Here is a 12,719-nt window from a genome sequence, read left to right on the forward strand (position 1 = left end):
CTCGCCACAGGATTGCATCAGATCCAACGCTTGGCTGATCGACACTGCCCGCCGGGGCTGTCAGAAAAAACACCGTACATTGCGGTTTTTTTCGGACAGTCCCGGAGGACATTTTTGTTTATGCCACGGTTATTTCTTCACACCGGTTCATTTAATCGGCGATGTCCTTATTTCATGTAGTCCCTTTCCTAACTTGTACTTGGCCCCTCTACGCGGCCATGGCGGTCGGCGAGAATCCCCGGCCGCCCTTCCTGTAGAGAAACGCCGATGTCCGATCCAGCCTGCGAGCCAGCTTTTCGTCTGGAGATAGCCGGTCTGCCCGAGCCCGTTGACGTGGTCGCTTTTACGGGCAGTGAAGCGATCAGCGAACCCTTCGTCTATGAAGCGGAGCTGCCGTCGCTCGACCCGAGCCTGGACTTGACGGGCCTGCTGTACCGCAGCGTCTGGTTGAGTTTCGGAGCGCCAGACCGAGGCATTCATGGGCAGATCCATGAGTGGGTCCAGCACTCCCATGGCGCCGGCTGCCGGGTGCGTATCAGCCCCAGGCTGGCCTGTCTGGCTCAGCGCTTCAACCAGCGAGTGTTCAGCGCCCGCTCGGTGCCGCAGATCATTCGCCAGGTGCTCAAGGCCCATGGCATCAGCGGGCGCAGCCTGTGCCTGGACCTGAGTGGCGATTACCCACCGCAGGATTTTTGTACCCAGTATCGGGAATCGGACCTGCAGTTCCTCCAGCGCGTGTGCGCCCAAGCGGGTATCCACTTTCATTTCGAACACGCCCGCGACGGGCATTGCGTGGTGTTCGCGGACAACCCGCACAGTTTTCCCCCTGCCGGCCAGGCGGTCTATGCGGACGAGGGGCCGACTGCCGCGGTGCGGACCTTCAGCGTGCAAACCGCTGTGGCGGGGCAGCAAGTCGCCCAGGGTCGTAGCGACCTGACGAACCTGCACGCCGGCCAGATACTGACGCTGATGGCCCATCCGTTTGCCAACTGGAACCGGCGCTGGCTGTTGACCAAGGTCGAGCATCGCGCCCAGGCGGGCGTGTATGGCAATCATTTCAAGGCCATTCCCCGGGGCGTGCTGTTCATGCCGGACAACGTCCCGGCCAAGCCCCGCATGGCAAGCCGGCAACGCGGTTGGGTCGTGGCGGTTGACGAACCTCCAATGCTCGGGGCCGGGCGCGTGGCGGTGGAGTTCGACTGGGTCTATCAGGGCGAAGGTTCCAGTCCCAGCCATTGCTGGTTGCCTTTGGCGCCCGAGCTGGCTGCTGGCGGGGTGGACGCGATGGGTGACGGTACCGAGGTGCTGGTGAGCTTTATCGAAGGCGATCCGGATCGGCCGTTGATCAGTGCATTTCTGAGCGAGCCTGCCTTGGTAGAGGGCGCGGATGAGTCATTCTCGGGCGAAACACTTGGGCCATCTGGGGTCGATCCGGTGCTGTTGTCGGCGATGCGGGAGGCCGAGCCGCTGGTCTTGTTGTGCCTGTTGCCCGAAGGCGGGCCTTTCAACCCTTGCACCCAACCCCTGTGCACCTGCCGCATGCTCATGGGCCGCGGCTCGGGCGTTGCTCGATGAGCGCCGTGGCCGTGCCTGGATCGACGCCGCAGTGGTTGTTGCTGGACGCACCGAGTGCGCCTGAGGCGGTGCAGCGTGTTCACGTGCAGTTCGCCGACGCCCAGCGCTTTGCCCTGTTCGAAGGCACCGAGTTGCATGGGCTTCGCGACCACGGCCCGCTGTTGGTGGATCTGCGCCAATCGCCAGCGTTGACGAGTCTTTGCCACCTGGACCCGCGCGCCTGGCCAGGGCTGTTGTTGGCCTGTCCACAGCCTGCGGTGCAATTACTGGCGCATCTGCGGCGCATGCTGACGGTGACGCTGGGCCTGCATCACAAAGCCTTGTTGAATTACTACAACTCGCACACCGCCAGCTATTTCTTCGACGGTTGCGACTCCCATGAACTCAGTTGCTGGCTGGGTCCGATCAGCCTGTTGCGCTGGTTCGGCGGCACATGGGCCGACCGGGCGATCGGCAGTCAGGGCTGGCAGCAACTGTCCAACCCCGGATTGCCGGTGGCGGCGCTGGAGAAGGAGCACGGCCTCAGCGACCGACAGCAGGGCCAGTTGCAGCGCTGCCTGCTGGAGCGTCACGCGTGGCAATGGTCCCTTTCCACCGGCTGTGATTACCGCCGGCTCTGGGATGATGTGCAGCAGGGGCTGGCGCTGGGTTTTACCGAGCGGACGGTGCTCGACGACTGGCTCTGGCTGCGGCTGCAATACCCCAATGCCCGACTCTTGCCGGGGCCGGAGGGTGGTTCGCAGCGCGAGCGGCTCGATCACCTGCGGCGACGCTGGCAGGGCCGTCAGGGTTGAGGGTTATTGCGTCGGCGCGCCGAGCCAACGGTCGTGCCGCTGCAAGTGCCAGGCAAACGCACCGAGGGTCAGGCTGCGCAAGGCCATGAACAGCAGGAAGGTGATCCACAGTCCTTGGTTGCCCAACCCCAGCAGCATCCAGGCGATTGGCGCCACCAGCAGCAGGGTCAAGACCATGCCGTTGCGCATTTCCCGGGCGCGGGTGGCACCGATGAACAGGCCGTCGAGCAGGTAGCTCCATACCGCGATCAGCGGCAAGGTCGCCAGGTAGGGCAGGTAGCCATAAGCGGTGGCGCGCACCTCGGGGATGTCGGTCTGCATGTCGATGAACACGTGGCCGGCGAGCAGGAACAGCAGGGCAAAGCCGAGGCTGGCAATCAGCGACCAACCGCCGGCCACCACCAGTGAGCGACGAAGGGCGAGGCGGTCGCGAGCGCCAATGGCATGGCCGCACAGCGCCTCCACGGCGTGGGCGAGGCCGTCCAGGGCATGGGCGGTCAGCAGCAGGCCGTTGAGCAACAGGGCATTGGCCGCCACGGTCGCGTCCCCCAGGCGCGCGCCTTGCACCGTGATCAGGAAAAACACCGCTTGCAGGGCCAGGCTGCGAATGAAAATGTCCCGGTTCACCGCCAGCAGCGGACGCCAGTTCTGCCACACGCCCAGGGCTGCCCAGGCGATTTGTCCGGGCCAGGCCCGCAGGGTCTTGCGAGCCAGGGCCAGGCCAACCAGCGCACCGGTCCACTCGGCAATCACCGAGGCCCGGGCCGAGCCGGTCACGCCCCAGTCCAGGCCGATCACGAACCACAGGTTCAGGGCGATGTTGACCAGGTTGGTCACCAGCAGGATCGCCAACGGCGCCCGGGCATTCTGGGCGCCAAGGAACCAGCCCACCAGCGCATAGCTGGCCAGCGCCGCCGGCAAGCCGAAGAGCCGGGTGTGGAAGAAGTCGCGGGTCAACTGGTTGAGCTCAGCGGACGGCTGCATGAAATGCAAGGCCACGTTGCTCAACGGCACGCCGACGGCACCGAGCAGCACTGCCAACCCCATCGCCAACAGCAGGCCTTGTAGCAACACTTGCCGCAACGCCGCGCCGTCGCCACGCCCGGCGGCCTGGGCGGCGAACCCGGTGGTGCCCATGCGCAAGAAACCCATGGCCCACGCCAGCACCGTATACAAACTCGCCCCGACCGCCACCGCGCCCAACTGATGGGCATGGGGCAAGTGGCCGATGACCGTGCTGTCCACCAGCGCCACCAGCGGCACGGAAATGTTCGAGAGAATCATCGGCGCAGCCAACGCCCAGACCCGGCGATGGGTGAGGCGGTCGCGCCAGTCGGTGATCAGGTTGGGCATGCGGGCTCCTTGATGGAGCGCGATTGTAGCGGGTTCTTGCCTGCTCGTTCCCTGCGGAACTTGGATTCATTGTGGCGAGGGAGCTTGCTCCCGCTGGACTGTGCAGCAGTCCCCAAAAACAGGGCCGCTGCGCGCCCCAGCGGGAGCAAGCTCCCTCGCCACAGGGTGTATCAGGCGAGGGGACGCTGGAGGCTTTAGTGAATGATCCAGCTCAACAACCACAACCCCAGCACCAGCCAGATGATGCCCATGACGATCGAGGCCCGCATAAATGCGCGAATGGCCGAGTACAGCAGCATCAGCCCGAGGATCAGGGCGATGATGCTGATGATCGAAGTGTCCATGCCCAGGGTGCGTGACAGCCCGTCGACGAAGTTACCGCCGGCGTTGGCCAGGGTGTTGAAGAGGCCGCTGAGCAGGTCGACGATGAACCGGATCACCGAACCGAGCGCTTGGCCGAGCCATTCGAAAAAGCTTTCTGCCTGCATATGTGCATCCTGATGGGAGGGAATCTGCGTTGAGCCGTTGGCTCCTGATTGTAGGAACTGTGGCGGCCGAGTTGGTTCGATTATGGGGCAAACCGCCGCTTCGTACCGAGGACTCTTGCCTTCCCCAGTCATCCCCCTGAAGCTATGCGCATTCAGGAGAACCCGATGAACCTTGTTGAACTGACCGAACGCCTGCATGCCATTCGCGACCGTAACGATTGGCGGCAATTTCACAGCCCGAAAAACCTCGCCATGGCCGCCAGCGTGGAAATGGCCGAGCTGGTGGAGATTTTCCAGTGGCTGACCGAGGACCAGTCCCGCCAGTTGCCGGCGGACAAACTGGCCCACGCCGGGCAGGAAGTCGGTGACATCGTGTTGTACCTGTTGCTGCTGTGCAGCGAGCTGGGCCTGGACATGGACGCCGTGGTGCGCAGCAAGCTGGCGGACAGCGAGCGGCGGTTCGGCCAATGAGCGACCGTCATTTCGATCAGCTCGCCACGCGTTTCGCGGAGAAAATCTACGGCGGGGCCAAGGGCGCGATCCGCCTGGCAGTGCTTCAGGCCGACCTGCTGGAAACCTTGCCGCAACGCCCGTTGCGCGTGCTGGACATCGGCGCCGGCCTGGGCCACATGTCGTTGTGGCTGGCCGAGTGCGGCCACCAGGTGACCCTGGCCGAGCCGGCCGAACCCATGCTCGAAGGTGCCCGCCAACGCTTTGCCGAGGCCGGCCAGCAGGCCACGTTTATCCAGGCACCGTGGCAGGACCTGCTCGGCCAGTTGACCGAGCCTTACGACCTGGTGCTGTGTCACGCGGTGCTGGAGTGGCTGGCCGAGCCCCACGCGATCCTGCCGGTGTTGCACCAACTCACGGTCCCGGGCGGTTGGTTGTCCCTGGCGTTCTACAACCGCGACGCGTTGGTCTATCGCAACCTGCTCAAGGGGCATTTTCGCAAGTTGCGCAAAAACGACATGGCCGGCGAAAAACAGAGCCTGACACCACAACAACCCCTTGATCCGCGCGAATTGGCGGCGCAACTTGAAGGCCTGTGGCAGGTCGAAAGCCAGAGTGGCGTGCGGGTTTTCCATGACTACATGCCCGTAGAATTCCAGGGGCGGGTGGAGCTAGCGCAGTTGCTGGAAATGGAACTGGCCCACCGTCGTCATCCGGCGTTTGCCGGGTTGGGGCGTTATCTGCACTGGGTTTGTCGTCCTCTCTGATCTGAACGTGCAATCGGAGCGCGAAATGAAAGGTCGTTCAGGGTTGTTGGTGCTGTGCCTGGGGCTGGTGGCCTGCCAGGGCAGCAACCCCTATGTCGCCACTTCCAACCCGCTGCCGCCGGCGCCGCCCGAGGCCGCCACGGTATTGGACCGTAGCGCCTATCCGGCGCCGCCCCGTGATTACGGGCGCTATCGCAGTTGGGCCTGGCGTGACGGGCGTTTGCCACCGGGCACTGCCTGGGCGGATTCGGCCCAAGTGGCCGAAGCGGTGAGCAATGCCCTCGACCAGCGAGGCCTGCGGCCACTGCATGACAACCGCCCCGCCGACCTGTTCGTCAGCGCCGACCTGCGCCTGGAAACCCGCGTGCGTCAGGTTCGGGACGACTATGATGCGGGGTACTACGGTGGCTACAACCGTTACGACCGCTACGGTCCTGGTTATGGCGTGTACCGTCCGATGCCAATGGTGCGCACGTATCAGGAACAAGTCGTGGTGGTTCGGGTGGACCTGTTCGATGCCCGCACCGGTCAGCCGGTGTGGAGCGCCAGCGCCGAGACTGGCCAGCGGGGCAGCCAGACCGAACGCACCGACGCCATTCGTGAAGCGGTGGAAAAAGCCCTGTCGGCGTATCCGCCAAGTTGATTACGCAACGGAGAAAAACCATGTTTCGCCGTCTTGCTCTACTGGCCTTCACCTTGCTGCTGGGGGCCTGCGCTTCTAACCAGGTCAATCATGACTTCGACACCAGCCGTGATTTCGCGGCGTATCGCAGTTGGAGCTGGAAAGACCCGGCGCTGCAATATCGTCCCGATGACCCCCGTATCAAGAGCGACCTGACCGAACAGCGGATCCGCCAGGCGGTGGCCGATCAACTCGACCAGCGCGGCCTGCGCCCGGCCGCGGCAGGTGGGCGCGGCGATGTGCTGGTCCAGGCCTATTTGATTGTCGAGGACCGCCAGCAGCAGGTCACGACCAACTATGGCGGCGGTTGGGGCGGCCCTTGGAACGGGTATTGGGGCGGGCCGATGTACAACGAAACCCGCAACATCAGCTACAAGGTCGCCACCGTGCAGATCGACCTGCTCGATGGCAAGGACGGCAAGCTGGTGTGGCGTGGCAGTGATGAGCAATTGCTCAGCAACTCCCCCAACCCGACCGACCGCAACACGGCGGTGCGAGAGACGGTCGGGCGGATCCTGTCCAACTACCCGCCGCGCTGAGTGGGGTGATTCAAGATGGATGCAAGCTGACCCACCGCTATCGCGAGCAAGCTCGCTCCCACAAGGATTTTATGGCGGACACCCGCTCTGTGAACACCCCGGAATAACTGTGGGAGCGAGCCTGCTCGCGATGACGGCGGCACATCCAACTTGGGTGCAAGCTGACCCACCGCTATCGCGAGCAGGCTCGCTCCCACAGTGGATGGGTGTGGAGACCCTCATGGTGCTCAGGCCACCGGCCGCCACGCTCCCACCATATGCTCCAGCGCCCCGGCGCCCACCAGTTGCAGCTGCCCACTGGAGCCCGCCGCGCTGGCCAGCAGGGTCACTTCGCTGGGCAGGCGCACTGGTTTTTTGAAGGTCACGTCAATCTCGATGTTGGCCTCGGCCAGGTGGTCATCCAGCGCCGCCAGGGTCCTGGCCTTGTTCCACAGACCATGGGCGATGGCGGTGGGGAAGCCGAACAGCCGAGCGCTAATACCACTCAGGTGGATCGGGTTGTAGTCGCCGGAGACCTTGGCGTACTGCCGACCGATGTCAGCCGGTGCGGCCCAACGCGCGACTTCAATCAAGGGCAAGCTGGCCTCGGGCGAGTCGTCCACGAGTGCGCCGTCAAGCTGGACGCCTTTGCACAGCATCTGGCTCCGGGCCTCCCACAGCGGCCCCAATTGATCATCGAGGCGGGTCATCAGGTCGAAGACTGCGCCCTTGGCGTGGGCTTGCAGGTTCTCGACATGGACGCTGGTCCGCACCTGGCCGACCCCGCCCATGGGCCGCAATACACGAATGCGGTTGCTCAAGTGGATCAGCCCCAACAACGGAAAGGGAAAGTCCCGCCCTGTGAGCAATTGCATTTGCAGGGCGAACGCCAAGACGTGGGGATAGGTCGGCGGCAGCAGTCCGTTATCGACGAAACCGCAAACCTTGCGATAAGCCGCCAGCCGTTGCGGGTCGACCTGGAGCACTTGGCGCAACCCTTCCTCGGGCAAGGTTGTTCCGGTGACTTTGCGCCGTGTCGCCGCTTTCGAATAAAGCCCGGACATGGATGGCGGGCTGCTGACGTCATGCCATTGGATCGTCATGGTCACGCTCCCAATAGGCTTTGACCGCACACCCGCAAGGCCTGCCCGGTCACGGCGCCGGTGCCCGGTTGCGCGAGCCAGGCCACGGCTTCGGCGACGTCCTGGGGCAAACCGCCCTGGCCCAGGGAACTCATGCGCCGCCCGGCCTCGCGCAAGGCGAAGGGGACCTCGGCGGTCATGCGGGTTTCAATGAAACCCGGCGCCACGGCGTTGATGCTGATACCGCGTGTTTGCAACAGCGGTGCCCACGCCTGGGCCAGTCCGATCAGCCCGGCCTTGCTCGCCGCATAATTGGTCTGCCCCCGGTTGCCGGCAATGCCGCTGATGGACGCCAGCAGAACCACCCGGCCATTGTCCCGCAGGGTGCCGCTGTCCAGCAGGGCCTTGGTCAGCACTTGCGGCGCGTTGAGGTTGACGGCCAGCACGGCGTCCCAGAATTCCGGGGTCATGTTGGCGAGGGTTTTGTCCCGGGTGATGCCGGCGTTGTGCACCACGATGTCGACGCCGTCGGGCAAGTGCTCGATCAACTGTGGGGCAGCCTCTTCAGCGCAGATATCCAGCGTGACGCTGCGCCCGCTCAAGCGTGCCGCCAGGGCGTCGAGATCGGTCTTGGCCTGGGGGACGTCCAGCAGGACCACGTCGGCGCCATCGCGGGCCAGGGTTTCGGCGATGGCGGCGCCGATCCCGCGGGCTGCGCCAGTGACCAGCGCCTTGAGCCCCGTGAGCGGCCGGGTCCAGTCCTGGACTTGGTTGTCGCAGGCGTTAAGACGAATGACCTGCCCGGAAATGAAGGCGCTTTTGGGCGACAGGAAAAACCGCAGCGCACCTTCCAACTGGGTTTCGGCACCGTCGCCGACGTACAGCAATTGCAGCGTCCCGCCGTGGCGCAGCTCTTTGGCCAGGGACCGGCTGAAACCCTCCAACGCCCGCTGGGCACTGGCGGCGAACGGGTCGCCAAGACTTTCCGGCGCGCGCCCGAGGATGACGACATGGGCGCTGTGGTCGAGGTTTTTCATCAGCGGCTGGAAAAATTCCCGCAGCTGCTTGAGCTGGTCGGCCTGGACCAAATGGCTGGCGTCGTACACCACCGCCTTGATTTTCGGGCCGTGGCCGGGGATCCATTCCGTGGCCAGGGTCGGTTCGCCGCCGTAGATGAAAATGCTGTCGGTCAGGCGCTTGGCAAAGGTGCCGATCTGTTCGGTCAACGGCCCACCGCCCAGCAGCAGCGCGCCTTCGATCGGCCGCAGCCGCCCAGCCTGCCAGCGTTCCAGGCGTACCGGCGAGGGCAGGCCGAGGGACCCGACCATGCGCCGGCCGATGGGCGAATTGGCGAAGTCGATATAACGGTCAGACATGGAACACACTCCGGCTGATGAGGTTCCAAGTGTGGACCATGATTGGCAATCAGTCGTTCGATCGGTGAGATAAAGCCTAAGCTTGTGCCGGAGCGTCTTGTTCAGGGCTCCGGATACCTGTGGGAGCGAGCTTGCTCGCGATGCAGGCGCCGCAATTTTTCAGGGATAGCGCGTCATCGTTCATCGCGAGCAAGCTCGCTCCCACAGACGTTCGGTTGTTTCAGCGAGTGCATTCAGACCTACACAGGGAGTTCTTTCATGACACAACTACGTCGCGTCGCGATCATCGGCGGTAACCGCATTCCCTTCGCCCGCTCCAACGGGCTCTATGCCACCGCCAGCAACAAGGCGATGTTGACGGCTGCCCTCGAGGGGCTGATCGAACGCTACAACCTGCATGGCTTGCACATCGGCGAAGTGGCGGCCGGTGCGGTGCTCAAGCACTCCCGGGATATGAACCTGACCCGCGAGTGCGTGCTCGGTTCGCGGTTGTCACCGATGACGCCGGCCTATGACGTGCAGCAGGCCTGCGGTACGGGGCTGGAGACGGTGCTGCTGGTGGCCAACAAGATCGCCCTGGGCCAGATCGACAGCGGCATTGCCGGCGGCGTCGACACCACATCGGACGCGCCGATCGCCGTCAACGAGGGGTTGCGCAGGATCCTGCTGCAAGCCAATCGCGCCAAGACCACCGCCGAGAAAATCAAGACTTTCCTGCAATTGCGCCCCCAACACCTGATGCCGGATCTGCCGCGCATCAACGAACCGCGCACTGGCCTGAGCATGGGCGAGCACTGTGAATTGATGGCCCAGACCTGGCAGATCCCTCGGGAGGCGCAAGACCAGTTGGCCCTGGAGAGCCATCAGAAAATGGCCGCGTCCTACGCCGAAGGTTGGCAGAACGACTTGATGACGCCGTTTCTCGGCCTGACCCGGGACAATAACCTGCGCCCGGACCTGACCCTGGAAAAGCTCGCGTCCCTCAAGCCGGCCTTTGAAAAAAGCGCCAAGGGCACGATGACCGCCGGCAACTCCACGCCACTGACCGACGGTGCCTCGTTGGTGCTGCTGGGCAGCGAAGAATGGGCCAAGGCCCGGGGCCTGCCGATCCTGGCGTACCTGCGTGACGGTGAAACGGCGGCGGTGGATTTCGTCAACGGTGCCGAAGGGCTGCTGATGGCCCCGGTCTACGCCGTGCCGCGATTGTTGGCGCGCAACGGCCTGACCTTGCAAGACTTCGATTACTACGAAATCCACGAAGCGTTCGCCGCCCAAGTGCTGTGCACGCTCAAAGCCTGGGAAGACCCGGACTACTGCAACACCCGCCTGGGCCTCGACGCGCCGCTGGGGTCCATCGACCGCAGCCGGCTGAACGTGAAGGGCAGTTCCCTGGCCGCCGGGCATCCGTTTGCCGCCACGGGCGGGCGCATTGTTGCCAACCTCGCCAAGTTGCTGGACGCCGCTGGGCGAGGTCGAGGGTTGATCTCCATCTGTGCCGCCGCCGGCCAGGGCGTGACGGCGATCATCGAACGTTGACGAGGGCGCCGTCCTGGCCAGATGTCAGCGCCTTGTGCTGGCTGGCGTAGCGCTCGGCCAGGATCGAGCAGACGATCAACTGGAGCGGGTGATAGATCATGATCGGCAGCAGAATCAGCCCCAGGCCCGGATGGTTGCCGAAAATCAACGCCGCCATCGGCACCCCGGCGGCGAGGGATTTCTTGCTGGCGCAAAACACCGCGGCGACTTCATCGGCGCTGCTGAATTTCAGGGCGCGGGCGGTACGGGTGGTCGCCCACAGGATGATTGCCAGCAGCACGGCACTGCCCACCAGTGCGCTAAGCAACACGCCGTTGCCTTGCTGGCGCCAGATGCCGGACACCATCGAGTTGCAGAACGCCGCATAGACCAGCAGCAGGATGACCAACTTGTCGATGATGCTGGTGTAGCGTTTGTATCGTCCGAAAAAGCCGGCCAGCCAACGCCGCAGGAACTGCCCCAGCACCAGCGGCAGCAGCAACATCAGGCACAGGTCGAGCAAGGTTGACCCCAGGTCGATGCCCCCGGCGCCACTGCCGACGACGAAACTGACCAGCAACGGTGTCAGGAAAATTCCCAGTACGCTGGACAGGCTCGCGTTGAGAATCGCCGCTGGCACGTTACCTTTCGCACTGCCGGTCAGGGCCACCGAGGAAGAGATCGTCGAGGGCAGGGCGCAGAGGTAGAAGAACCCCAGCATCAGCAGCGCCGGCACATGGCTGCCCAGCAACCAGTTGCTGAGTAGCCAGATCAATGGGAACACGCCAAAGGTGAAACCCTGCACCATCGCATGCAGCCGGATGTTCTTCAGGCCGTGGCGGATCTGCTCGCCGGACAGGTTGACCCCGTGCAGGAAGAACACCACGAAGATGCCGATGTTGACCACCCATTCGGCATGCATGGCACCGCCCGTGGCGCCAAAGGTCGGGAAGAAATACGCCAACAGCGTGGCGAGCAACATGCCGCACAGGAACCAGTCGGTTATCAGGCGTTTGAGGTGTCTGAAAATATGCATAGGGCACCGCAAGTTGTAAGAAAAGTCGACTTAGCCTAACGTCGTCACCATCAGTCGTCTTGCGACATAAGGCCAATCAATGCCGACTAACGGACATCAGCAACTGGAACGCCATATCCCCGACCTAGCGCAATTGCCGAGGCCGCTGTACGCCCGTGTCGAAAGCCTGAGTGCCGGTTCCTGGACCCAAGCCCATCGTCATGATTGGGTGCAATTTTCCTACGCCATTAGCGGGGTTCTTGGCGTACACACCGCCGCCGGCAGTTTTTTTGCCCCGCCACAACGGGGCATCTGGATTCCGGCGGACCTGGAGCACCAGGTGGTGACCTCCACCCGGGCGGAAATGCGCAGCCTGTACGTCCATCGCCACGCTTGCCCCTGGGCCGATGAGCGCTGTCGGGTGCTGGAGGTCACGCCGCTGGCCCGTGAACTGATCAAGGTGTTCTGTCAGCTGCCGGTCGATTATCCCCAGGGTGATACCCAGGAAGAACGGCTGGTGCAGGTGCTGCTGGATCAGTTGGCGACGCTGCCGGAGGTGGGATTTTCCCTGCCGCTGCCGCGACATGCCCGCTTGCTGGCGCTGTGCAACGAATTGATCGAACAGCCCGAACAGAACGTCACCTTGCATGTTTGGTCCGAGCGTCTGGGCACGTCGGAAAAAACCCTGATGCGCCTGTTCCAGCGCGAGACCGGCCTGAGCTTTCGGGCCTGGCGTCAGCGCATGCGTTTGTTGTCGTCCCTGGGCTCGTTGGAGAAAGGCGACAGCGTTACCAGCGCCGCGTTGTCCTGTGGGTATGATTCAACGTCCGCGTTCATTGCCGCGTTCAAGGGGATGTTCGGGTTTACCCCGGGGGAGTTGTTCAAGCATTGAGTCGCCACACTGGCCTACGGCGGCTGTAGGCATGGCTGTCAGCTCTTGTCGCAAATACCTGGGCATTCAGTTGCCAACGCCAGGTCCGGTCTCGGCTATGATTTGGCGCGGTCGATAATCCGGCACAGTGTGTGCATCACCGGTTCATAGGTCGGCAACCCCTCCCCGTGGAGCAAGGATTGCCGTATAACGACTGTCATTCGCGTGTTTGG

Annotated in this window: 13 protein-coding genes; 8 read left to right on the forward strand and 5 right to left on the reverse strand. The window is 63.7% G+C overall.

Annotated elements, in window-relative coordinates:
- Positions 1 to 267: 267 nt before the first annotated feature.
- Together ACLH0I_RS04350 and ACLH0I_RS04355 are read left to right on the forward strand one after the other, a co-directional pair.
- Positions 268 to 1,575 (forward strand): type VI secretion system Vgr family protein, encoded by a 1,308-nt coding sequence (locus tag ACLH0I_RS04350; protein WP_250964113.1) that lies wholly within the window; start codon positions 268 to 270, stop codon positions 1,573 to 1,575.
- Positions 1,572 to 2,369 (forward strand): DUF4123 domain-containing protein, encoded by a 798-nt coding sequence (locus tag ACLH0I_RS04355; protein ID WP_411386399.1) that lies wholly within the window; start codon positions 1,572 to 1,574, stop codon positions 2,367 to 2,369. Before ACLH0I_RS04350 ends, ACLH0I_RS04355 begins: the two co-directional genes overlap by 4 nt.
- A 3-nt stretch (positions 2,370 to 2,372) precedes the next feature.
- Here ACLH0I_RS04355 and ACLH0I_RS04360 read toward each other — a convergent pair whose 3' ends face one another.
- The gene (locus ACLH0I_RS04360) at positions 2,373 to 3,722 is read right to left on the reverse strand and encodes an MATE family efflux transporter (RefSeq protein ID WP_411386400.1); all 1,350 of its coding nucleotides are present in this window, start codon (positions 3,720 to 3,722) and stop codon (positions 2,373 to 2,375) included.
- A 194-nt stretch (positions 3,723 to 3,916) separates the two neighbouring features.
- Positions 3,917 to 4,210, reverse strand: coding sequence for a hypothetical protein (locus ACLH0I_RS04365; RefSeq protein ID WP_018607618.1), 294 nt, complete (start codon positions 4,208 to 4,210; stop codon positions 3,917 to 3,919).
- Positions 4,211 to 4,375: 165 nt separating this feature from the next.
- Between ACLH0I_RS04365 and ACLH0I_RS04370 the strand changes: the two genes are divergently transcribed.
- Genes ACLH0I_RS04370 through ACLH0I_RS04385 form a run of 4 tightly spaced genes read left to right on the forward strand, consistent with a single transcriptional unit; the run spans position 4,376 to position 6,648 of the window.
- Positions 4,376 to 4,681 (forward strand): MazG-like family protein, encoded by a 306-nt coding sequence (locus ACLH0I_RS04370; RefSeq protein WP_003186192.1) that lies wholly within the window; start codon positions 4,376 to 4,378, stop codon positions 4,679 to 4,681.
- Positions 4,678 to 5,427, forward strand: coding sequence for a methyltransferase (locus ACLH0I_RS04375; RefSeq protein WP_411386401.1), 750 nt, complete (start codon positions 4,678 to 4,680; stop codon positions 5,425 to 5,427). The genes ACLH0I_RS04370 and ACLH0I_RS04375 overlap by 4 nt, the downstream gene beginning before the upstream one ends.
- A 25-nt stretch (positions 5,428 to 5,452) precedes the next feature.
- Positions 5,453 to 6,070 carry a DUF4136 domain-containing protein gene (locus tag ACLH0I_RS04380; protein WP_250964119.1) on the forward strand — a complete coding sequence of 206 codons (618 nt, stop codon included), beginning with the start codon at positions 5,453 to 5,455 and terminating at the stop codon, positions 6,068 to 6,070.
- 20 nt (positions 6,071 to 6,090) lie between these two features.
- Complete coding sequence (locus ACLH0I_RS04385; RefSeq protein ID WP_186707916.1) at positions 6,091 to 6,648, forward strand: DUF4136 domain-containing protein; 558 nt, start codon at positions 6,091 to 6,093, stop codon at positions 6,646 to 6,648.
- A 227-nt stretch (positions 6,649 to 6,875) separates the two neighbouring features.
- On the opposite strand, the gene ACLH0I_RS04390 is transcribed toward ACLH0I_RS04385, so the two are convergent.
- Positions 6,876 to 7,730 (reverse strand): MaoC family dehydratase, encoded by an 855-nt coding sequence (locus ACLH0I_RS04390; protein ID WP_411386402.1) that lies wholly within the window; start codon positions 7,728 to 7,730, stop codon positions 6,876 to 6,878.
- Between the two features lie 2 nt (positions 7,731 to 7,732).
- Complete coding sequence (locus ACLH0I_RS04395) at positions 7,733 to 9,085, reverse strand: 3-oxoacyl-ACP reductase (RefSeq protein WP_411386403.1); 1,353 nt, start codon at positions 9,083 to 9,085, stop codon at positions 7,733 to 7,735.
- 258 nt (positions 9,086 to 9,343) lie between these two features.
- Between ACLH0I_RS04395 and ACLH0I_RS04400 the strand changes: the two genes are divergently transcribed.
- The gene (locus ACLH0I_RS04400; RefSeq protein ID WP_411386404.1) at positions 9,344 to 10,621 is read left to right on the forward strand and encodes an acetyl-CoA C-acetyltransferase; all 1,278 of its coding nucleotides are present in this window, start codon (positions 9,344 to 9,346) and stop codon (positions 10,619 to 10,621) included.
- On the opposite strand, the gene ACLH0I_RS04405 is transcribed toward ACLH0I_RS04400, so the two are convergent.
- Positions 10,608 to 11,636 (reverse strand): bile acid:sodium symporter family protein, encoded by a 1,029-nt coding sequence (locus ACLH0I_RS04405; protein WP_411386405.1) that lies wholly within the window; start codon positions 11,634 to 11,636, stop codon positions 10,608 to 10,610. The two genes, ACLH0I_RS04400 and ACLH0I_RS04405, sit on opposite strands and share 14 nt — an antisense overlap.
- A gap of 79 nt (positions 11,637 to 11,715) precedes the next feature.
- Here ACLH0I_RS04405 and ACLH0I_RS04410 point away from each other — a divergent pair, with 79 nt between their 5' ends.
- The gene (locus ACLH0I_RS04410) at positions 11,716 to 12,507 is read left to right on the forward strand and encodes an AraC family transcriptional regulator (RefSeq protein ID WP_411386406.1); all 792 of its coding nucleotides are present in this window, start codon (positions 11,716 to 11,718) and stop codon (positions 12,505 to 12,507) included.
- Positions 12,508 to 12,719 lie beyond the last annotated feature (212 nt).

The organism is Pseudomonas sp. MPB03, assembly GCF_046605385.1.
GTDB lineage: Bacteria > Pseudomonadota > Gammaproteobacteria > Pseudomonadales > Pseudomonadaceae > Aquipseudomonas > Aquipseudomonas zanjanensis.